The organism is Leptospira kanakyensis (assembly GCF_004769235.1).
In the GTDB taxonomy this organism is placed as follows: Bacteria; Spirochaetota; Leptospiria; order Leptospirales; family Leptospiraceae; genus Leptospira_A; species Leptospira_A kanakyensis.
Genome location: NZ_RQFG01000010.1, coordinates 1 through 21444, shown reverse-complemented (window position 1 = coordinate 21444; position 21444 = coordinate 1). Strand labels below are relative to the sequence as shown.

Annotated in this window: 20 protein-coding genes; 15 read left to right on the top strand and 5 right to left on the bottom strand. The window is 39.8% G+C overall.

Features of this window, described 5'->3' with window-relative positions; all coding sequences use genetic code 11:
- From EHQ16_RS08030 to EHQ16_RS07965, 14 genes are all read left to right on the top strand, one after another.
- The gene (locus EHQ16_RS08030; protein WP_135631365.1) at positions 1-324 is read left to right on the top strand and encodes a DUF971 domain-containing protein; all 324 of its coding nucleotides are present in this window, start codon (positions 1-3) and stop codon (positions 322-324) included.
- Between the two features lie 95 nt (positions 325-419).
- Complete coding sequence (fliN, locus tag EHQ16_RS08025) at positions 420-1490, top strand: flagellar motor switch protein FliN (RefSeq protein WP_135631363.1); 1071 nt, start codon at positions 420-422, stop codon at positions 1488-1490.
- Between the two features lie 41 nt (positions 1491-1531).
- Positions 1532-2275 carry a FliO/MopB family protein gene (locus EHQ16_RS08020; protein WP_135631361.1) on the top strand — a complete coding sequence of 248 codons (744 nt, stop codon included), beginning with the start codon at positions 1532-1534 and terminating at the stop codon, positions 2273-2275.
- The gene (gene fliP / locus EHQ16_RS08015; protein WP_135631359.1) at positions 2272-3081 is read left to right on the top strand and encodes a flagellar type III secretion system pore protein FliP; all 810 of its coding nucleotides are present in this window, start codon (positions 2272-2274) and stop codon (positions 3079-3081) included. The genes EHQ16_RS08020 and fliP overlap by 4 nt, the downstream gene beginning before the upstream one ends.
- Positions 3078-3341 (top strand): flagellar biosynthesis protein FliQ, encoded by a 264-nt coding sequence (gene fliQ, locus EHQ16_RS08010; RefSeq protein ID WP_004786411.1) that lies wholly within the window; start codon positions 3078-3080, stop codon positions 3339-3341. Before fliP ends, fliQ begins: the two co-directional genes overlap by 4 nt.
- 1 nt (position 3342) lies before the next feature.
- Positions 3343-4125, top strand: a complete 783-nt coding sequence (fliR, locus tag EHQ16_RS08005) for a flagellar biosynthetic protein FliR (protein ID WP_135631357.1) — start codon at positions 3343-3345, stop codon at positions 4123-4125.
- The gene (locus EHQ16_RS08000) at positions 4122-5390 is read left to right on the top strand and encodes an EscU/YscU/HrcU family type III secretion system export apparatus switch protein (RefSeq protein WP_167482647.1); all 1269 of its coding nucleotides are present in this window, start codon (positions 4122-4124) and stop codon (positions 5388-5390) included. Before fliR ends, EHQ16_RS08000 begins: the two co-directional genes overlap by 4 nt.
- Positions 5391-5394: 4 nt before the next feature.
- Positions 5395-7509 (top strand): flagellar biosynthesis protein FlhA, encoded by a 2115-nt coding sequence (locus EHQ16_RS07995; RefSeq protein WP_135631355.1) that lies wholly within the window; start codon positions 5395-5397, stop codon positions 7507-7509.
- Between the two features lie 9 nt (positions 7510-7518).
- Positions 7519-8490 (top strand): tRNA dihydrouridine(20/20a) synthase DusA, encoded by a 972-nt coding sequence (gene dusA, locus EHQ16_RS07990; protein ID WP_135631353.1) that lies wholly within the window; start codon positions 7519-7521, stop codon positions 8488-8490.
- A 334-nt stretch (positions 8491-8824) separates the two neighbouring features.
- Positions 8825-10522, top strand: coding sequence for a DNA repair helicase XPB (locus tag EHQ16_RS07985; RefSeq protein ID WP_135631351.1), 1698 nt, complete (start codon positions 8825-8827; stop codon positions 10520-10522).
- A gap of 8 nt (positions 10523-10530) precedes the next feature.
- On the top strand, positions 10531-11748 hold the full coding sequence (locus EHQ16_RS07980) for a pyridoxal phosphate-dependent aminotransferase (protein ID WP_135631349.1): 1218 nt from the start codon (positions 10531-10533) through the stop codon (positions 11746-11748).
- A gap of 55 nt (positions 11749-11803) precedes the next feature.
- Positions 11804-12784: an SH3 domain-containing protein gene (locus EHQ16_RS07975; RefSeq protein ID WP_244241994.1), complete on the top strand. Its 981-nt coding sequence runs from the start codon at positions 11804-11806 to the stop codon at positions 12782-12784.
- 30 nt (positions 12785-12814) lie between these two features.
- Positions 12815-13609 carry an alpha/beta fold hydrolase gene (locus tag EHQ16_RS07970; protein ID WP_135631345.1) on the top strand — a complete coding sequence of 265 codons (795 nt, stop codon included), beginning with the start codon at positions 12815-12817 and terminating at the stop codon, positions 13607-13609.
- Between the two features lie 32 nt (positions 13610-13641).
- A complete protein-coding gene (locus tag EHQ16_RS07965) occupies positions 13642-14631 on the top strand; it encodes a S1C family serine protease (protein WP_135631343.1) in 990 nt (329 codons plus the stop codon).
- A gap of 25 nt (positions 14632-14656) precedes the next feature.
- On the opposite strand, the gene EHQ16_RS07960 is transcribed toward EHQ16_RS07965, so the two are convergent.
- The 3 genes from EHQ16_RS07960 to EHQ16_RS07950 form a co-directional block, all read right to left on the bottom strand.
- Entirely contained in the window at positions 14657-15736 is a 1080-nt protein-coding gene (locus tag EHQ16_RS07960; RefSeq protein WP_135631341.1) for a hypothetical protein, read from the bottom strand.
- A gap of 147 nt (positions 15737-15883) precedes the next feature.
- Positions 15884-16357, bottom strand: a complete 474-nt coding sequence (locus EHQ16_RS07955) for a Dps family protein (protein ID WP_279632388.1) — start codon at positions 16355-16357, stop codon at positions 15884-15886.
- Between the two features lie 21 nt (positions 16358-16378).
- Positions 16379-16996, bottom strand: a complete 618-nt coding sequence (locus tag EHQ16_RS07950) for a CsgG/HfaB family protein (protein ID WP_244241993.1) — start codon at positions 16994-16996, stop codon at positions 16379-16381.
- Between the two features lie 129 nt (positions 16997-17125).
- Here EHQ16_RS07950 and EHQ16_RS07945 point away from each other — a divergent pair, with 129 nt between their 5' ends.
- Positions 17126-18040 carry an alpha/beta hydrolase gene (locus tag EHQ16_RS07945; protein WP_135631339.1) on the top strand — a complete coding sequence of 305 codons (915 nt, stop codon included), beginning with the start codon at positions 17126-17128 and terminating at the stop codon, positions 18038-18040.
- A 63-nt stretch (positions 18041-18103) separates the two neighbouring features.
- On the opposite strand, the gene EHQ16_RS07940 is transcribed toward EHQ16_RS07945, so the two are convergent.
- Both EHQ16_RS07940 and EHQ16_RS07935 read right to left on the bottom strand, forming a co-directional pair.
- On the bottom strand, positions 18104-19801 hold the full coding sequence (locus tag EHQ16_RS07940; protein ID WP_135631337.1) for a hypothetical protein: 1698 nt from the start codon (positions 19799-19801) through the stop codon (positions 18104-18106).
- A 12-nt stretch (positions 19802-19813) separates the two neighbouring features.
- On the bottom strand, positions 19814-20842 hold the full coding sequence (locus EHQ16_RS07935; RefSeq protein WP_135631335.1) for an LA_0442/LA_0875 N-terminal domain-containing protein: 1029 nt from the start codon (positions 20840-20842) through the stop codon (positions 19814-19816).
- Between the last annotated feature and the right edge of the window lie 602 nt (positions 20843-21444).

Genomic DNA, 21444 nt, shown 5'->3' with positions numbered 1-21444 from the left:
ATGCCAAACTCGCAACTTGCCACCTTCCCTAAGGAAATTTCTTTCGATGACGATTCTCTCTATATCGAATGGAAGGATGGCCATGGGTCGAAGTATTCCCTTCTGGACCTTCGTAAAAAATGCCCTTGTGCCACTTGTCGCGGGGGACATGGAGGGAAAGTAGGGGATGCAACGGGCCATATCCAGTCCATCAAACTCTTGTCATGGACAAAAGTGGGCCGGTATGCGATTTCCATCGTCTGGAGCGACTACCACAACACGGGAATTTACTCCTACGACAACCTTCGGGCCTATGCCGATGGATTCGAAAGCGCTTTTGACTGATTCCTTATACTTTTTGTCAATTCGGAAAAAAACTGAGTGACAAAAAGATTCATATTATGTCTCATTATCCTAAGTTTTTCCGGAGATAAAAGGGTATGGGTGAAGGTTCACTCTCACAAGACGAGATAGACGCATTACTACAAGGCGCGGATGATACATTCGACCTCTCTTCTTTAAGTGGCGCCGCAAGTTCGTCATCGGACAACCTATCTCCTATTGACCGCGACATTATTTCTGATGTGATCGGCTCTGCATTCCAGGTGGCGGGGAACACACTTGGCACGATCTTGGCAAAAAATACTCGTTTTATGAACCCTGCCACCGAATCGAGCTCCTCTGCCGATATCCAAAAAGAACTTGGTAGCAAATCTGTTAGTTTATTCTCAACAATTAGCGGAAGTTTGGCGGGACGAGTTTGCCTCATCATGGCCCAAGAAAACGCAGCTAAAATTGCGGGTGTGATGATGGGAGGAATGACTCCTCCAGGCCAACTTGACAACGCCCAACTCCAAACCTTAAAAGATTCTTTAGCACCAATTCTTGGAACTGTTACCGCACAAATTGGAATGAAACTTGGTGGCACCATGTCCGGTAGCCCTCCAGAAATTGCACTCGTCAATTCCGGTCGAGATTTGCAACTACCAGATGACAATAGTTTGGTGAAAACATCACTCAGTTTAAATATTGATGGTGTTGGTTCTTTTAAAGTATATTATGTTATCGCATTGTCTATGGCAAACTCAATCCTGGATATCCAAAAGGGTGGGGGCCAAAAACAACAACAACAGTCCGGTGGAATGAATGTCAACATGCAACCCAATATGGGAATGGGTGGTGGCCAAGGATCTGTTGGAATCAAAGGTGTCAATTTTCCATCTCTCGCCACAGCTGGTGGTGGCCCTGGACAAACCAATCTCAATCTACTGATGGATGTGCAAATGGCACTGACTGTGGAGCTGGGACGAACCAAAATGTACATCAAAGACATTTTGGGTTTGGGTGAAGGTTCCATCATCGAACTAGATAAGTTAGCTGGTGAGCCAGTGGATTTACTTGTGAACGGCAAACTCATTGCAAAGGGTGAGGTTGTGGTCATCGATGAAAACTTTGGGGTTCGTGTTACCGATATCGTAAGTCCTACGGACAGACTCAAAGGCGAGAAATGATTAGAAGCATTCAGAAAAGTTTAAAACAAAAGGGGCAAGTTATGTACTTTTGCCTGATCCTTGTTTTGGCTATTTCTCCTCTTGTTTCCCAAAATGTAGAAACTAAAGAATTGGATCAAATCCTTCGCCAAGAATTAGGGGAATCAAAATCCAAACCTACCGATGGATCTTCTTCTACTTCTAGTCCGACACAAAATGGATCCACTAATTCTAACAAGGCGAATGCGGGTGAAGTTTCTAAGGAATCCGAAGGAACCAATTTAATCCAAGAAAGATATGCAGAAAACCCAGATGATTCTCCTTCTGCCACTTGGATTTTACTTAAAATTTTATTTGTTCTCGCGATCCTTGTAGGCGCAGGTTATTACCTCATCTTGCAGATGCAGAAAACAAAATCTGCCAAATACCCTGTAAAAGGGTTTATGAAGGTTTTGTCTAGTTTGCCACTTACTGCCACCCAATCTGTGCAAATCATAGAGGTGGGGGGACGTACACTGGTGCTCGGTGTTGCGGATGGTTCTGTGAGTTTGCTTACGGAAGTGACCGCTCCTGATGAAAAATCTCAAATCCAAAAAATGAAAGAAGAAGCGGATCCTTACGTTCCCAATTTTTTAGAAACCGTTCTTGAAAGTTTACAATCCAAGGCGCAAAGAAAAATCCGCATCAATCCCTCCAAAATGGAAAGTTTGGAATTTGATGGGGCAGCAGAGATCCAAAGGAAAGCGAAAGAAGGCCTTGAGCGTTTACGCAAACACCGTGAATTGTTAGAAGGAGGGGAGTCATGAAATCTCGTTTTTTTTCCTTCCTTAAGAGACATAAATCTATTATTTTTCTCATTGGAATTCTCTTTCTCATTACGGCTGGTGGATTTACAGGACTTATGGCTCAGGACAAAGGTTCGAGGATTCCCATCCCGAATTTATCATTTAACGTAAATGAGGCGAAGGGGCCAAAAGAAACAAGTTTGTCTCTTATGATTTTGTTTTTAGTCACAATACTTTCTCTGGCGCCTGCCATTGTGATGAGTGTGACTTCCTTTACTAAGGTTGTAATTGTTTTTGATTTTGTGAGAAGAGCTTTGTCTCTTCAAAACTTGCCACCTAACCAGGTGATGATGGGCCTTGCTCTTTTTGTTACTTTTTTTATTATGGCTCCGACCATAGGTAAGGTAAACGATGAGGCCCTCCAACCTTACCTAAATGGAAAAATTGACCAAACCGCGATGATGGAAGGATCCATGAAACATCTTCGCCAATTTATGATTCGCCAGTTAGGAAAAGATGGAACCAAAGATGTTGCCTTGTTTTTAAAGATTGGGAAAGTACAAAATGTAAAATCTTTTGAAGATGTTCCTTCTTATGTTTTGGTTCCTGCTTTTATGTTAAGTGAAATCAAAAAAGCTTTTATCATCGGTATTTATATCTTCATTCCTTTTATTGTCATCGATTTGATTGTAGCTTCTGCCCTCCTGGCAATGGGTTTTATGATGTTACCTCCGGTAATGATTTCTCTTCCTTTGAAACTCATTCTTTTTATCCTGATTGATGGATGGAACTTACTCGTTTTAGAGCTTGTAAGGAGTTATAAATGACGGAAGTCGACGTAGTCAATTTGATGCGGGAAGCATTCATTGTAACATTAAAAATTTCTAGTCCCATTCTCATTACTGCACTTGTTGTGGGACTCATTGTAGGTATTTTACAAACAACAACTTCCATCCAAGAACCAACCATTGCTTTTGTTCCGAAACTTGTTTCTATTTTTGCCGTCATTGTATTTTTTTCGGCATGGATGGTGCGAGTGATGACAGACTATACCCGAGAAATTTTTTTCATGATAGAAAAGATATGATATGGAATCATTTGTTTTACACTTTCAATCTTTTCTTTTTGTTTTAGTCCGACTACTCGGACTATTCCTTGTTGCGCCTTTTTTTTCCTCAGAATCAATCAATTTTTCATTACGAATGATCTTTTCCTTTATGGTTTCTCTCATTGTTTACCCGGTGGTGGCAACTTATATGCCACCTGTTCCTGGTCATATGATTAACTTCGGAATCCTTGTTATTTCTGAGATGTTGATTGGTATATTCATTGGTTTTCTCGTATCACTGGTGTTTGCTGCCTTCCAAATGGCTGGAGAATTTTTTAACAATCAAATTGGTTTTGGTTATACGGAGATTTTGGATCCTGTGACTCAAAACTCGCTCCCGGCCATTGGTACAATGAAAAACCTCATGGCAACGGCACTATTCCTTGTGATTGGAGCACATAGGTTTCTCATCGAAACACTTGCTTATTCTTTTGAAAAAATTCGAATCATATCATTTACCGGTAAGGTAAATGCTGGTTTATACAAACTCATCGAAGATGCTATTGGTGCGATGTTTGTAGTCTCTTTTAAAATTGCTCTTCCTGTGATGGGAATTTTATTTTTGGTTTCTCTTGCGGAAGGCCTTATGGGTAAAGCTGCCCAACAAATGAATGTGATGTCCATGTCTTTCCCACTCAAAGTTTTTATTGGAACCCTTACCCTCATTGCCACTCTCACATTCATTGCGACTCAAATGGTACAAGGGATTCAAATTTCTATGGATAAGGCAAGTTTACTCATTCGGGAGTGGCCAAGTTTATGAAAGGGAACCAGTCCAAAAGATTAACATTGATAAGGGAAAATACTCTTAATTGGATTAAGTCACTATTTGGTGGTCTTAATTCTCTGGATTTGATGTATCCCTTCTCTTTGAAATCGGATTTTTTTAAGCCAAAAGAAATTGTACCAGCCTTCTCTTGTTATACGACCGGAATCTACGCCATCGACCTGCAACTTTTTGCTGCGGCAGACGAAGGGAGAACGGAACCTCCGAGCGAACGTCGTAGGCGAGAAGAAAAAGAAAAGGGAAATGTTCCTAAATCAAATGAGGTAGCATCCACTCTTGTATTGTTAGGTGGAACAGGGGTTTTGTTTGTTTTAGGTGATACTTTTATTCGAAATACGGCTATTTTTATTAAAAAATATTTACATATGGGGATGAAACTGGACCGGTTCGGAGCGGAAGAGTTTCGGGTGATCCTTGCTGGTGTTTCGCGAGATTTTTTTAATCTCCTCTGGCCTATCCTTGCGATTACTCTAGTTTTTGCAATTGTGGGAAATGTGGTTCAGGTAGGCTTTATGTTTTCTCCGAGAGCCTTAGCCTTTCGTTTCGATAGAATTGCTCCCAATTTCAAACGGGTGTTGCCAAACCGCCAAACTTTGTTTAACTTACTTAAATCTTTGGCAAAAGTTGTGATGATAGGGATCATCAGTTATATATTAATTTCTGGTGATTTTCTGAAAGTTCTTTTGACAGGGAATATGGGTATGATGCAGGCCATCACTCTCATTACATATTCTGGATTTAAGATTATGATGGCCGCAGGGCTTTTGTTACTTGGGATTGCGGTTGCTGATTTTTATTTTCAAAAATTTGAGTTTGAAGAATCTTTAAAACAAACTCCTTCCGAAGCCAAACGAGAGATGAAAGAAGATTCCGGGGATCCTGTGATGAAAAATCGCAGGATGCAGCTAGCGCGTGACATGATGCAAGGAAATATGCTTCGTGAAGTTCCGAAAGCCGATGTTGTGATTACAAACCCTACCCATTATTCTGTGGCACTTTCTTATGAAATGGGAAGAGACTCTGCGCCGAGAGTCATTGCTAAAGGTGAAAACCGCCTAGCACTGGAAATACGAAGGATTGCTCGTGAAAACGATGTCCCCATTGTAGAAAGTCCAAAACAAGCACGTCTTTTATATGCACAGGTCGAAGTGGGCCAGGAAATACCACAAGAGTTCTTCAATGCAGTGGTGCAAATCCTTATCACTCTTGAGAAGTTTAGAAAAAAAGTAGGAATGGGATAAGCGAATGAATTTTAGAGATCTACTCAAACAATCCGACTTAGTTTTGGGAGTGGGAACACTTCTCATTTTGGGAATGTTGATTGTCCCTTTGCCGGGATTTATTTTAGACGTTCTCATTGTTGTGAGTATAGGACTTGGGCTCCTCATCCTCATGACTGCACTTTCAGTTACGGAACCAAGTGAGTTTTCCATTTTCCCTAGTTTACTTCTTATCACCACCTTGTTTCGATTAGCGCTTAACGTTTCCACAACGAGACAAATTTTATCCAAAGGGCCAGCAATGAACTCAAGTGTCATCGAAGCCTTTGGAACCTTTGTTGTGGGTGGAGAATCAGGGCTTGGAAAGTATGTTGTTGGACTCATCATCTTTATTATCCTAACAATCGTCCAGGTAGTGGTGATTACCAAAGGTGCTACAAGGATCTCGGAAGTGGCTGCCAGGTTTACACTCGATGGATTACCACAAAAACAAATGTCCATTGATATGGAACTGAATAGCGGTGCCATTACAGAAGCGGAAGCAAAAGTAAAACGAAAAAAAGTCCAACGAGAAGTTGATTTTTACGGGGCCATGGATGGAGCTTCCAAGTTCGTACAAGGGGATGTGAGGGCAGGACTTATCATCACAGCGATCAATTTACTTGGAGGAATTCTCATTGGGTCTACGATTCGTGGAGAATCATTTCTCGCATCCATTGAAACTTACGGAAAGTTTACCATTGGGGATGGGCTTGTTTCCCAAATTCCAGGTCTACTTTCCACAACTGCTACAGGTATCATTGTCACACGTTCTAGTTCAGAAAAGAAACTGACAGTGGAGATCAAAGACCAACTTTTTGGAAATGCAAAAACTTTATATGTAGTGGCTGGGGCTTTGGGACTTGCCAGTCTCATTCCCGGACTTCCATTTTTTTCATTACTCTTTTTAGCAGGAGCCATTGGGTATTTAGGTTATTCCATTGAAAAGGTAGCCAAAGAAGAAATCAAAAAAATTGAAAACGTTGCCCAGGAAAAAGTCCAAGAGAAAAAACCAGAAAATTATATCAAAGAAATTTCTGTCGAAGCCATTCAGGTGGAACTTGGTCGCGATTTACTTCCGTTAGTGGACGCTTCTTCCGGTGGGCATTTACTGGAACAAATTGCAAACACTCGTAAAAAATTTGCCATTGATTTTGGTCTTGTGATTCCTGCTATTCGGATCATTGACAATTTAGAAATCCCGCATGACAATTATAGCATTCGTATCAACGGAGTTGTGGTTGGACAATCTGCTGTGAAGGCCGACCGTTTGATGGCAATGAATAATACTTCCAGGAATTTGGAAGCCATCATTGGAGAACCATTTACGGAACCAGCATTTGGACTCAAAGCCACTTGGATTGATCCCAATGATAAAATTGAAGTGGAGAACAAAGGTTATTCGGTGGTGGATCCGTCTACTGTCATCATCACTCATTTGAAAGAGTTAATCTCTAACTATGCATCACAACTTCTAGGTAGAGAGGAAGTGAAAGCACTTCTAGAACACTTACGACAAACCCATCCGACTCTTGTAGGAGAATTGGATTACGACAAACAAGGTCGTCTTGGGATCATCCAACAAACTTTACAAAATCTTTTGGCAGAAGGATTATCCATTAAAAACCTTCCGAAAATTATGGATGCCATTGCGAACCACCTTCCCAGGACAAACAATCCATTTGATTTGGCAGAACATGTAAGGCAAGCTTTGTCACGCCAAATCATCAATGATTTCCTTTCTCCGGATGGAAAGTTACATGTGGTGACCATTGATCCAAGGATCATTGATCGTATGAACAAAAGTATCACGTTGGACGAAACCGATGGTAGCAAACTCATCATCCTTCCTCATGACATCCGTGTGAGAATTTTGGAATCGGTATATAATGAATTACAAAAGGCTTTGGATGAAAATCGGTTCCTGATCTTTGTGGTTTCTAGGTACTTGAGACAAGCCTTTGCATTCTTTTTGACAAAGGAACTACCCCCCAGGAACTTTGCAGTAATTGCTTCTGAAGAAATCCACAGAGGGGTTCCCACAGAAATCGCTTCGGTTTTAAGCCTTCCATCCAGAGAGGAACACCCACAAGAAGCATAGGAGATTTTTTTGACAAGTTCAGTCCCATCGTATCGCATTTCTGTTGCCCCGATGATGGACTGGACGGATAGGCATTTCCGCTTTTTTATAAGGCTAATCTCTAAACATACATTACTCTATACAGAGATGGTGACTACAGGTGCTATCCTCCGTGGCAAAGACAACCATAGATACTTAGATTTTTCTAAAGAAGAAAATCCCATTGCTCTTCAGTTAGGTGGTGATTCGCCTGTGGCACTTGCCGAATGTGCCAAAATTGGAGAAGACTACGGGTATGATGAAATCAATCTGAACGTAGGTTGTCCCTCGGATCGGGTGCAAAGCGGAAGTTTTGGTGCTTGTCTTATGAAAGAACCTGACCTTGTGGCTGAGATGGTTTCTGCTTGTAAGGCAAAGGTCAAAATTCCTGTCACCGTCAAACATCGGATTGGTGTGAATGGAAAAGAAACTTACGAGGATTTACACAATTTTGTTTCCAAAATTAAGGAAGCTGGTGCGGATCATAGCATCGTACATGCAAGGATCGCCATTTTGGAGGGACTTTCTCCCAAAGAAAATCGAACGGTTCCACCTCTCCGTTATGAAGATGTTTATCGATTAAAAGATGAATTCCCCGATTTACCCATTACTATCAATGGGGGAATCAAAACCCATGCTGAGATTAAAGAACATCTAACAAAAGTAGATGGAGTGATGCTTGGGCGGGCGGCCTACGACAATCCGTTTTTATTTCATGAAGTGGACCAATTGTATTATGGATCTAAAGAAAATCTTCCTTTGAGAGAAGAAGTTCTGAAAGAATTGATCTCCTATATTCGTTTAACCCTAGAGAAAGAGGGGAAAGTGCATCATATTTTACGACATATTTTGGGTCTCTATTTTGGCGAAAAGGGAGCTCGCGAATATCGGAAATTTCTCACAGACAGAATGCATACAACAGGAGCAAACGAATCTATTTTAGAGGATTATTTAAAACGTTAAGGATCCGTAGGGCGTTAGGTCAGCGAATCGTCTAACGACGAGAAGCTGACGGGAGCGTAAGCGCACCCCGGAGGAGCCTGACCCTTGGAAAATGAGAGTGGGAAACTAAAGTCCAATTGGGGAACGCCCAAAAAAAAGAGGAGACGTCAATCTAATTATTAAAATTAAGAAGATATAGATTAACTTACATTAGACGGTTCTTGTCTGGAGTTTGTTCAAAAAATTCTGGATTTGCCTGAAAAAGGGTGCGAAAACTCATCGAAAATCTATTAAAATCAAATGAGTTGACAGGGCGCTTTCTCTTCCCAGCCTGGTTAAATTGAGAGGGAATACCATGACCAAGCCACTCACCGTACAAAGTGACAAAACAATGCTTCTAGAGGTGGATAACCCAGAATTTGAAGCCTGTCGGGATCTCATTTCCAAGTTTGCGGAGCTCGAAAAAAGCCCGGAATATATGCATACTTACCGCATCTCTCCACTCTCTTTGTGGAATGCAGCATCCATCAAAATGACTGCGGATGAGATCATTGAAGGTTTAACTAAATTTGCTCGTTATTCAGTTCCTAAAAACGTAATGAATGAAGTGAGAGAACAAATCTCTCGTTACGGAAAAGTAAAACTAGTAAAAGAAGAATCTGGGGAATTGTATATCATTTCCAATGAAAAAGGATTCATTACAGAGATTGCAAACAACCGCGCCGTTCAACCTTTTGTGGATGGAATGGAAGGTGATAAAATTCGTATCAAAAAAGAATACCGTGGTCACATCAAACAAGCGTTAATCAAAATTGGTTTCCCTGTGGAAGACCTTGCGGGTTACGACGAAGGAAATAAATATCCGTTTAATTTACGTCCTATCACCGTTGGTGGTATCAAGTTTGGAATGCGCGACTACCAAAGAGCTTCAGTTGAGGCCTTCCATGCTGGTGGACGTAACGAAGGGGGATCCGGAGTTGTGGTTCTTCCTTGCGGTGCGGGGAAAACCATCGTGGGGATGGGTGTTATGCAAATTGTGGGAGCAGAAACTCTCATTCTTGTAACGAACACTTTGTCCATTCGCCAATGGAGAAATGAAATTTTAGACAAAACCGATATCCCTGAATCGGACATTGGTGAGTATTCCGGTGAACTCAAAGAAATTAAACCCATTACCATTGCAACTTACAATATCTTAACTCATAGAAAGAAAAAAGGTGGGGACTTCACACACTTTCATATCTTCAGTGCCAACAACTGGGGACTGATTGTGTATGATGAGGTTCACTTATTACCAGCTCCTGTATTTCGTATGACTTCAGAACTTCAAGCCAAACGTAGGTTAGGTTTGACTGCGACACTTGTGCGGGAAGATGGACTGGAAGAAGATGTGTTCTCTCTCATTGGCCCTAAAAAGTATGATGTGCCTTGGAAAGAACTCGAAGCCAAGTCTTGGATTGCAGAAGCCAATTGTGTGGAAATTCGTGTTCCCATGGAAGATGACCTTCGTATGAAATACTCTGTGGCTGATGACCGTGAGAAGTTTCGTTTGGCATCGGAAAATCCAGAAAAACTTCGTGCGATCAGTTACATTCTAAAAAAACACTCCACTAACAACATTTTGGTGATTGGGCAGTACATCAATCAGTTAGAAGAAATTTCGAATACTTTCAAAATTCCTTTGATTACGGGAAAAACTCCGCTGCCTGAAAGACAAGAACTCTACCAAGCGTTCCGTTCTGGTCAAATCAAACAACTTGTGGTTTCTAAGGTGGCAAACTTCTCCATCGACTTACCAGATGCGAATATTGCCATCCAGGTATCGGGAACCTTTGGATCCAGACAAGAAGAGGCGCAGCGTCTAGGGCGTATCCTTCGTCCGAAAGCCCAAGACAACACGGCCATTTTTTACTCGCTGATTTCGCGTGATACGAACGAAGAAAGGTTTGGTCAAAACAGACAGCTCTTCCTCACCGAACAAGGGTATGAATACGAAATTTATACTTTGGATCAGTTTAAAGAAACAGTTCCGGAAGAATCACTCACTAAATAGAGGAAAAAATGAAACTTGTAGCAAAACGACTGGATGTCGTAGAACCTTCTCCCACTCTCGCGATCACTGCCAAAGCCAATCAGTTGAAAGCGAGTGGACTTGATGTTGTTGGATTTGGAGCAGGGGAACCTGACTTTGATACACCAACACATATCAAAGAAGCTGCCAAAAAGGCAATGGACCAAGGGAAAACCAAATACACTCCTGTGAGTGGAACTGTTTCTTTGAAAGAGGCCATCATTCGTAAATTTGAAACCGAAAACGGACTCAAATACGAAAAGAACCAAATCATTGTGGGAACAGGTGGGAAACAGGTTCTCTACAATTTTTTTATGGCGACTCTCAATCCTGGTGACGAGGTAATCATCCCTGCACCGTATTGGGTGAGTTATGCGGACATTGTTCGTTTGGCGGAAGGGACACCGGTGATTGTTTCAACAGACATTTCCAGTGGATTCAAAATTACGGCGGAACAATTAGAAAAAGCCATCACTTCCAAAACAAAAGTTTTTATTTTTAATTCTCCATCCAATCCTACGGGAGCTGCATACACTCGTTCAGATGTAGAAGCACTGGTAAAAGTTTTGGAACCAAAAGATATCATTACAGTTTCGGATGATATTTATGAAAAAATCATCTATGATGGATTGGAATTTGTAAATCCTGCAATGATCTCCGAGAAGATGAAGGAAAAAACCTTTGTCATCAATGGAGTGTCCAAAGCGTATTCCATGACCGGTTGGAGGATTGGATACGGGGCAGGAAACGCAGAGATTGTGAAAAACATGGACACCATGCAAGGCCAATCCACAAGCAATGCCTCTTCCATTTCCCAAGCGGCAGCAGAGGCAGCTCTTACTGGTGACCAAACACCTGTGGCAGAAATGCTTAAGGCCTTTGACAAACGTCGTAAACTCATCGTGGGACTATTACGTGAGATTCCAGGTGTGGAATGCCGGATGCCAGAAGGTGCTTTTTATGCATTCCCTTATATCACTGGTGTTTACGCAACTCCTGGGTTCAAACGACTTCTCGCAGAAAAAAAAGAAAGTTCTTACTCCAAACTTTTTTGTGATGTCCTCCTTGATAAATACAATGTGGCCGCAGTGCCGGGCATTGCCTTTGGGGATGATAAAGCCATTCGTTTGTCTTATGCCTTAGGTGACAAAGACATTGAAAAAGGTGTGGCTCGTATCAAACAAATGGTTGAGGATTTACAAAAGTAAAATGAAGTTCATCCCTTTACTGAAATGCTTTCGTAGAGGGATGGTTTTCGTGCTCATGTCGAGTGGATTGCTAATTTCCGCTCCGATCGTACAAGAAAAGTCAAAACAAACAAAACCTTCCGAACTATTCAAACGAGACTCAAATTCTCAGATTGTCATTCCAGTCATTGGACTCAACTTACATCTATTTGCTGACCAGAAAAGTGATGTTTTGCGTAAACTTAAGTTTGGCGAACCTGTTCATTTTGATAAGGATTCACTTGAGAGCCCTAAGGAAGATTGGATCCCTGTAAAATTAGAAGATGGACTTTCTGGATTTATCAAACGTTCTGTTGTCCGTTCGGTTCCGCCCAAACAGTATTTGTCTACTTTGTTATTTGAAGCGGAACGTATGATCCATTCCAAAAATATTGATTTTACAGCAAAACAAGAAATTACAGATACAATTTTTACAATTTCCTTAAACGGAAAATTTACAGGTGATGAATACATTTTTATTCGGGCCAAAGCTGGATATTTTTTAAAGAAAACAGTGGATCTTATGAATGAGAAGGGAATCAAACCGGATAACGATCCATCTACTTTAGAGTTTTTAAAACACCACCAAACAAAGTTATTGTACGACTATAATTCCGGAAAATACTATGTTGATTCTAATTATTTTTGGAAACTTTTAGAATCCTATCCAAAAACCAAACATTCGGATTACGCGGGTTACTTGGCAACGGAAAGTATGCCTATGGCCGATTGTGGGGTAGACCTAAAATGCCGGTTGGAAGAAATGCGAAAAGGGAAACTTCGTTATCTCTATTTATTTCCTACTGGGAATTATGTGAATTTATATACCAAGGATTTGGTAACCAGTTTACATTCTATGACTAAGGATCCCGATTCCATTCCTTGTTTTACGCCAGTTGGGGAAGGTATCAAATCTGAGATCAGCCAAATGATTCGATATGCATCCGAGATTGGGCCCAGAGAAAAAAAACAAATTTTACCTCACTTACAAATCCTAAAGAAAGAATGTTTTCGTTAGCAATATTCTGAGATTCAAGGAAAGGTTTTTTTGAAACTAAGTTATAAACTTTATCCATTCCAACAAGCGACAGAAGGCAAAAAATCCGTAGGAGATATCATCATCTTACATGGATTATTTGGATCTTCTAAAAATTGGGTGACTGTGGCAAAAACTCTTTCTGCTTTTGGATCTGTATATACACTCGACCAAAGAAATCATGGAGACTCTCCTCATTCCGATGAACATTCCATAAAACTGATGTCAGAGGATTTAGAAGAATTTTTAACCGATCATAAAATTCAAAATCCAATTTTACTGGGTCATTCAATGGGTGGACTGGTTGCGATGTATTTTGATTTTACCCACCCTAGTTTTCTGAAAGAACTCATCATCCAAGACATCGCCCCGAGATCCTATCCGTTTGCTTATGAAAATGAAATTCAATCTATGTCTTTTCCTTTGCAAGGATTTAGTTCTCGAACTGACATTGATGCGGAGATGACAAAATATTTACCCGATACTTTTATCCGGCAATTTTTACTGATGAGTTTGGAAAGAATGGATTCTGGAGAATATAGATGGAAATTGAACGTGGCTGGTTTAAATCGTGCAAGGCGAGTTTTTGAAAGTATTTTTTCTGAATCAGTTTCATCGGATACAAAAACTCTTTTTTTAATTGGAGGGAAATCTGAATACATCACTAAGGATGATTTAGTTTTGATCGAAAAAAAATTTCCCAATCTTTTGGTGAAAATCATTCCTGACGGTGGGCATTATATCCATTTCACACACCAAAAGGAATATTTACAAATTTTAGGGGAGGAGTTTTCTTTAATTTCTTGATACTAAAATTCACATAACGGATATTTGTCGTTATGAAATCCATCTTTCACCTTTGTTTTTATTTTTCATTTTTCACATCCCTTTTTTTTTCTTGTAAAACCGAATCTCAAAATCCCAATCAAAGAATTTTTACGGATTATGTATCTCGGACAGTTTCCATCTCTATCGAAAACGAAGATTTACTCGGAAAAAAACGTTGGAGTGGATCTGGATTTTTGATCTCTAAAGATGGATTTGTTCTTACTTGTGCCCATGTCATTGGGAATTATCAAAAAAAGTTAGTGGTCAGGCTCGGTGGGAATGGAAAAAGATATCTGGGTAAAGTGATATCCTCTGATTTCAAAAAAGACATCAGTCTTGTAGCTTTAGAAACGGATGATACATTTAATTTTTTCGATTTGAACGAAAAAGGAAAGGCTGAAAGAGGGCAAACTTATTATTCGATATCTTCACCATTGGGGTTAGAAGAAAGTTTTACATCTGGTATCGTGTCCGATCCCGTAAGAGTGGGTGTTGATTCTATCGTGTCTGAGATATCTTTTTTACAGGTCAACCAATCGATATTACCAGGAAGTTCTGGTGCTGCCCTATTTGATGTTCGTGGGAATTTAATTGGAATGGCTCAATTCCAATTAAAAAATTCAGAATACAACCAACAAGGAGTTGGGTTTGCCATTTTACCAAAATACTTGTCTGAATTTCTAAGTTCTGTTTCGTTAACCAAATTTTCTAAAGAAGAAATACAAAGAGGAATTGTCGAAGTTCCCACCATCACAGATTTTTTGGTTCAAAACTTAAATTTACCAACTAGGGAAGGTGTTCTCATCAGTTACTTAGTGGAAAAAAGTCCAGCGGAAGTTTCTGGTTTAAAACGCTATGATTTGATTGTCGAAATCAATGGAAAGAAAATCAGAAGTAATGAAGAGTTGAACTCTTTTTTTAAGGAAGTAGCCCATTCAGAACGATTACAAATCAAAGTGATTCGAAATCGTTCTGAAAAAGTTTTATATATTAACCCTTAAAGTATAATAATTTTTTTGGGTTAAATTAAAAAACTACACTTAGATTTTCAGTTAATGATTCTCCGTTGATTTTTCCAGTGATTGTTACCTTGATGGTTCCTGACAAACGATTGTTGGAAGAAACTACGTCGACTTCAGTGTCATAGGACAAACTTTCGATTATTAATGAAGGTGTTGTGATATTCCCTTGAGAGATGATAAGTCCATTAGAACTGCTAAACGATTTAGCTCTAAATCGAATGTTTGGAAAACTCGCAGATACTAGATATGTAGATTCAAAACTGAGTGGTCCATTCATGGTTACTGGTTTTGTAAAGTTATCTTGCGTCGCATAAGATGTTTGAAGTCCTTCACAGGTTCCAGCACTTGGCAAAGTATTGAATTTTTTCAATTCTTTGTAATACGCAAAACTATCAGTGTAAATCGATCCAAAATCATTAAAAACTACGTCCGCTTTGTTGATGGAATCTCCAAGCGTGTTGGTTTGACTGACAGAAAGTTTTCCATTGGAAAAAACAGCAGTTCCTTTTTCTGCTAATTGATTTTGTTGTAATAGTGCAACAAAATAAGCAGTGACGGGGCAGGCAGCACCATTCACAGTCATATTCGTTGTTCGTTTCTCGAAGACTCGTCCTTTTAGAGTGCCTGAATATGTATACTCATTACGGCCATTGACTACAGTAGCACCAGACCAAGCAGTTAACACCTTTTCGATTTTGCCATTTTTTTGCGGGAAATTTTTTGTAATCAATTCTGACATTACTTGTTTCGCGACAACGGGATCTTTTCCATATTGATAGATTTTATGAATGGCCGCTAGCAGCTGTTGGTCTAAAGGGAGTTTCATATTAGGGTTTTTCATAGTGAAACTGCCCGAATTAGAAACGGTCGTGGAATTTGCCGAAATGGAAGAAATCGCATTGGCTGTAGCACTAGCACGACCCAGGGGAGTATTTAGATTCATAGTATCTGTTGGGTCACCAGATAACAGGTAGAGAGCGAGTAGATTGTTTGTGGTGTTGTCTTTTTTTTCGTGGCATCCTATTAGGAAAACACTAAGAAAAATAAGAATGTAGATGGTTGATTTTAAGATTGAGTTTTTCAATTTTTCCCTCGTTTAACGCATAGTTAAAGCAATCTAGGAAAAGTACGCAAGGAAAAATTGGGTGTTAGTGGGTATTTTAAAATCGGTGTTAGAACAATTTTAAGAGAGTAACGGACAGTAGTCTATATTTGACTACTGTTCAAACTTTTAATCTTCGAGTAACGAACGTAACATCCAGGCAGTTTTTTCGTGAATGTCAAGTCTTTGTGTGAGTAGATCCAAGGTGGCTTGGTCATTTCCTTTTTCGGCAGGTTCGTAAGCGGCACGTGCTGTGCGGATCACTGCTTCATTGCCTTCCACGAGTCTTCTAATCATATCCGTAGCTTTTGGAACTTCTTTGTCTTCCGAAATACTGGAATATTTAGCGAATTCCCACCCGCCCATAGGAGCATAATAACCCAAAGATCGAATTCTTTCGGCAATCGGGTCGATGGCATTCCAAAGTTCTGTGTATTGAGTCATAAACAAAATATGTAGAGTTTGGAACATAGGCCCTGTAACATTCCAATGGTAACTATGTGTTTTCTGGTACAAAGTGTACGTATCCGCTAAGAGTTTTTTTAAAGACTCTGAGATAGCACTTCTTTCTTCTTCTGGGATTCCAATGTTAATTTTCATCACTTGTCCTTTATTTTATATAGATTATTTCTTTAGTTCAGATACAATTCGTTCCACCAAACTTTCCGCTACAAAATCGTACTCACTTGTAGTTAGGAGAATGTCTTCACGGCTCCAAATGAGACCTAGTCCCAAACTATACTGCAAAAGTCGACCGATTGTCCAGTCTGCACCTGGCTTTTTACGTGCGTTTACGATCACATGCCCGGATTCAATATGAACTATTTTTAAGGAAACAGTATCTACTAAGTTGGGAATGAGTTTTCCTTTTTCATCGTATTTTTTGAGTGAGGATCCTCTTCCAAAAATGAGAGCATCAACACCTAAAACTTTTCCTAGGCGAACAGCTGTTTGTGTATCAATAATTCCGGTTTTAGAAAAACTTTGTTCGTTTACTACCTTGGAAAGTTGTTCCCTTTCGATGACTTTGATCGGGAGGCGTTTTGCAATTTGTAAGGACACGGCGTCGGTGAATTCATCCCCCCATTTTGCTTCTTCAATATCAAAAAGTAAAACAGCTACTTTCGTAATTCCCAGATCTGTTTTTCCCGAATCAGGGTATTGGACAGCCGCATCCATCGTGCGACAGTTTGCAAAGAAAAGACTAAGGAGGAGGGATAGGCACGCTAAATATGGTTTCATAGATTTCCTTTAGAAATGGGGGAAGGATCATAAGCAGGCAATTCTTTTTCGCACTAAAACCGGACATTTTGGAAAATTCGCTTTTCTGATTGTGGTCTCTCCTAGATTTTTCCAACTAGGCTTCCTTTAATGAAAAAGATTCTCAGTACATTTATTATTTTTCTCACCTTTTTTTTGCTAGGTGCAGGTTATTATTTTTCAACTTCCATCGTTTCTTTCCCTGTAACAAGTTTAGAAGAAGACAAAACAAAATTAAAAATTGAGTCCGTTGCCGATTTTGGACTCCCAGAACCGGAATCCATTCGGTTCCAAAACGGAAGTTTACGACTTCGAGGTTGGTATTTCAAAAATCCAAAAAAGAAAAAATGTGGGGTTGTTTTGCTGCATGGTCATACGCGAACCCGTTATGGTGTTCTCAAGTATGCTCCTTTATTTTGGAAAAGAGGTTGTAGTTTGTTTGTTTATGATGCAAGGCATCACGGTGAAAGTGCAGGAGAATACGGAACGTACGGTTTTTATGAGAAACAAGATCTAGAGCGTGCAATTGAATTTTTTTCAGAGATTAGCACTGTTCCCGAAGAACAAATTGGAATTTTTGGAGCCTCTTTTGGTGCTGCCACCGCATTACAATATGCAGAAGGACGAAATGACTTTGCCTTTGTGATTGCCGACTCACCATATATGGATATGCGTTCTATTATCGAAAAAAGAGCTGTTGATTTATATTCGCCCCTGGTTCTATTTTTATCTCCGATTGCCCTATCGATTGCAGAATTACGGGCGGACTTTCTTGTGGATGAAGTATCCCCTAAGAAGGCAGCAAAATACATAACTATACCAGTTTTAATCATCCATTCTAGAACAGATGAGTTCACACCGGTTTCCCATTCGGAAGAAATTTATCAAAATTTAAAATCCAATCGAAAACAATTACTAGTTACGGATTGGGGCGCTAAACATTGTAAGTCGATTGACCTTCGGTTTGACGAATACGAATCGGTAGTGAATACTTTTCTGAAAGAGAAAACATCCTTTCCTAAGTAAATATTTAGAAAGGATGTTCTTTGTTTTAAACTCGTCCACCTGTAGATGGATAGGTGGATAGTGTTAGCGGATTTTAATTAACCTCGGTAGGTTTTCCCAAGAACCCGCATCGTTAGTGAAATGAGTGAGGTAAACAGGTCTTGAGTCAATACCTGTGCCTGCTGAAATATTCCAGGTTAAATTTAATTTACCGTTGGCAGATTGAAATTGTTCCTGGCTATAAACGGGAGCGCTAAAATACGTTGGAAGTGAACTAACAGTTGTGACGCTAGCAAAAGAGTCCGTTGTTTTATAAATTACTAAAGTCGGCGCTGAAAATAATCCATTGTCAGAGATAATCATAAAATCCGTGTTTACAGATCCTTTGATTGATCTTAATCGAGTGGATGAAGTTGCCATGGAAACGGAGATTCCCGAGATAATGGGAGTGTTTCGAGTAATTGTTGGATTAGAGGACGAGTATGAACTCGTTGGGAAGGTATAGCCATTATATGGTTGAGTTCCATTTGCTAATGCAATTAACAGGCCTTTGTATGAAAATAAATTTGATTCGAATAGAACCCCAGCATCAAAGTTGATTGTATTTGAGGTCAAGTCAGGTATACGTATTGTTCTTATTGGCAATGGGTTAACGATTAAACTTGTAGTCGTTGGGCATTGTAGATATGAAATTCCGTTAGCATTGAAAACTTGATAACCAGGCATGTGCAGTTCTGGATTAGTAACAGAACAGCTAAAGCCAGTATTTAAATCGTTTGTTGTCGTAGAATCAAAACTGATTAATGTAGGGCGATACTGAGAAGTAAAATAGGGCGTAACCAGAAATCTTCCGTTTCCAACATATAAGGCTGGGTATAACCAGGAATTGTCATCTTGGGTGAACAAGTTATAGTTAGTTGGAAGTCCTAACGGTTCAACTGCCACTGAAGATGGAGTTGAAAATGCAGGTATTCGGAGTACTAAATTTCTATTGGATACATAAGCACCAGATAGATCTGTTTGTTCAGAAAGGAAGAAAACATACTGACTTCCATCAAATGAAGGCTGCGATATTTTTAATCTTTTTTGCGTTGTGCCTTTTGTATTAATAGATACGCCATCGATAGCAATGACTTGGTCATAATTTTCGCCATCAGTGCTGGAAATTATATAACCTCTATTTTCATTATCTGAAGCTGAAATATATGATGTTTGTGTTTGTATGTAAAGAAATTGTCGGCCGTTTGCAGAACCGAGAGGAACAAGGGAACCGTATGATGCCATCCGATTGCGGTAGTTGGCTAAATCCTCTAGAACAAATTGGGTGGCTCCCGTTTGGCTTAAGATCGAAAATGATTGTTTGGTGATCCCATTATAAATTCGAAATCTCGCTGTTCCTACTACATTTCCGGAATTTTTAACTGTCAGGGTCGCAATTCCTCGTTCGCTAAAAAACAAAAATCCTCTGCCTGCCGTATCTAATGTCACTGTTAACGGTTGTATATTTTCGCCGTAAAAAGACGTCGGAATTCCATTTTCATCTGCTTCATTAAAAACTGAATATTCGACAGTTCCCGTACTATATGGTGTTCCATTGGAATCGGTAAACTTCATAAAGGCGACAGTTTGGCTATAGGTATTGAATGCATCAGCCAAAGCGAGATACCGAAGTAATGTTTGTAAAGATCCTAAATCTTGTGAAGGGTCTAGGTCAGAAGGTTTAAAAATTTTACAATGAAAGGTGAAAATTAAAAGTATGATGGTGAGGAATATTTTTTTCATTGGTAGCTCTCCTTAAAACAGAATGGAATATCGGACTTCCGCATAGACTGAATTGGTTTGTGGTCGAATTCCTGTTATAGTATAAGGTTTGTCCCAACCTGTATCGAAGTCCAATCCCTCGCGGATTTGTTTTCCTCCAGTGGTGACACTGGGACGTTCCGGATAACGATCTGTTCCAATCATAAACGCGTGGATTAAGTTTGTGATATAGATAATCCCTGCCGTTCCAAGCCCTGCAAGGTATTTGGTATTGGCTGTTTTGGCACTATCTTTGCTTTTGGCAATGAAATCATCGGAAATAGAAGTTTCAATGATTCCTGCAAATAATTCGGAGGGAAGGCTGATATTTTGAGCATTGAATCTTGTTCCAGGCCCAACAATTTGATTGAGAAGGATCATTGTATCGTAATGTGATTGGGCATTCTTTTCTTCGGTGCGAAGCGGACCAAGGGTATAAAATAAAGTTCCAAAAAACATTGTACTAAATGTTCCTGCCGATGTATAATAACCACCGCATAGTTGCCCCCAGCCTGGAATGAGTGCTGATCGCCAAATTAAAGCTAGTCGACCACCGCACTCAGATGCTGCCGGTGAGGGGCCAAGTTTTCTTGTGGCTAACCATTCTGCTTCTGCCTTGGCTTCTTTTTCGGCCTCGGTTTCTTTATCTTTTTCTTCGGCAAGTTTGGTTTGCTCTGCAAGTTTGGCTTCTTCTTCTAATTTCTTTTGTTCTTTTGCTTCAGCGATCAAACGTTCCTTTTCTAATTTTGCTTTTTCTTTCTCTTCTTTATCCTTTAGTTTCTTTTCTTCTGCGATTCGAATTTTTTCTGCTTCTTGTTCATTTAAGTCTTTATAAACTACTTTTAGGATTTGAGATTTAGATAGGGTTTGTGACCCTTCTGGAGTTTGAACTGTGAGTCCGCGTTCATTTTGATCCGTAACTTTACCCTTTAGGGTCTTTCCATTTTTAAGAATGACGGTATTGACCGCAAAAAGTGGAAAAGTGAATAAGATGAGGAAAGATATAGTGAGTGTTTTTTTCATAGATAGAAATCCATTCCAGGTCTCTAAGATTTTTACATTTGATCAAGAAATTGCAAGAGAATTTTGGGTGGTTTAGGGTGGAGGTGAAGGGTATGGATACATGCAGTTTAACGTTAGGTATTAGGGAATATGATCACCCCGCCCTGATTGTAGGGTGGGGAACTAGACCCGCCACCCAATGACTTCTTTCTATCACAGAACCCTCATTCCATCAAACAGAACTGCAATCCCTCGAAATATTTTTCCCATAAGTTCATGTTTCTTCTACACATAAACCTATACAGCAGAAGAATAACTCATTTAACCACCAAACAACCCCCATCCTGCTTCTTACATCAAACAAACTTTAAGATAGAAAAGAAGAGGTTATTTATTTCTATCACAGGAACATCAAAATCCAACTCAAGCATACCGCCATGCAATCTAACAATCAATAGCCGAATAGTTCATTCCTTAAACTCCACCAACAATCATCCGTTAACTTCTTCGTTTTCGCCGCCAAACATTCGCTAACCGCCACATTCTTTTTTCTCTGCCTTGACCCGTATTATGTCTCATTACCGCTGCTAACGAACCACAAATCATATAAAAAAATCTTATCT

Bases quoted from the DNA above. Each gene is read 5' to 3' on its own strand.
- EHQ16_RS08030 (WP_135631365.1), top strand. From the start codon at position 1: ATGCCAAACTCGCAACTTGCCACCTTCCCTAAGGAAATTTCTTTCGAT.
- fliN (WP_135631363.1), top strand. From the start codon at position 420: ATGGGTGAAGGTTCACTCTCACAAGACGAGATAGACGCATTACTACAA.
- EHQ16_RS08020 (WP_135631361.1), top strand. From the start codon at position 1,532: ATGTACTTTTGCCTGATCCTTGTTTTGGCTATTTCTCCTCTTGTTTCC.
- fliP (WP_135631359.1), top strand. From the start codon at position 2,272: ATGAAATCTCGTTTTTTTTCCTTCCTTAAGAGACATAAATCTATTATT.
- fliQ (WP_004786411.1), top strand. From the start codon at position 3,078: ATGACGGAAGTCGACGTAGTCAATTTGATGCGGGAAGCATTCATTGTA.
- fliR (WP_135631357.1), top strand. From the start codon at position 3,343: ATGGAATCATTTGTTTTACACTTTCAATCTTTTCTTTTTGTTTTAGTC.
- EHQ16_RS08000 (WP_167482647.1), top strand. From the start codon at position 4,122: ATGAAAGGGAACCAGTCCAAAAGATTAACATTGATAAGGGAAAATACT.
- EHQ16_RS07995 (WP_135631355.1), top strand. From the start codon at position 5,395: ATGAATTTTAGAGATCTACTCAAACAATCCGACTTAGTTTTGGGAGTG.
- EHQ16_RS07985 (WP_135631351.1), top strand. From the start codon at position 8,825: ATGACCAAGCCACTCACCGTACAAAGTGACAAAACAATGCTTCTAGAG.
- EHQ16_RS07980 (WP_135631349.1), top strand. From the start codon at position 10,531: ATGAAACTTGTAGCAAAACGACTGGATGTCGTAGAACCTTCTCCCACT.
- EHQ16_RS07975 (WP_244241994.1), top strand. From the start codon at position 11,804: ATGTCGAGTGGATTGCTAATTTCCGCTCCGATCGTACAAGAAAAGTCA.
- EHQ16_RS07965 (WP_135631343.1), top strand. From the start codon at position 13,642: ATGAAATCCATCTTTCACCTTTGTTTTTATTTTTCATTTTTCACATCC.
- EHQ16_RS07950 (WP_244241993.1), bottom strand. From the start codon at position 16,996: ATGAAACCATATTTAGCGTGCCTATCCCTCCTCCTTAGTCTTTTCTTT.
- EHQ16_RS07945 (WP_135631339.1), top strand. From the start codon at position 17,126: ATGAAAAAGATTCTCAGTACATTTATTATTTTTCTCACCTTTTTTTTG.
- EHQ16_RS07940 (WP_135631337.1), bottom strand. From the start codon at position 19,801: ATGAAAAAAATATTCCTCACCATCATACTTTTAATTTTCACCTTTCAT.
- EHQ16_RS07935 (WP_135631335.1), bottom strand. From the start codon at position 20,842: ATGAAAAAAACACTCACTATATCTTTCCTCATCTTATTCACTTTTCCA.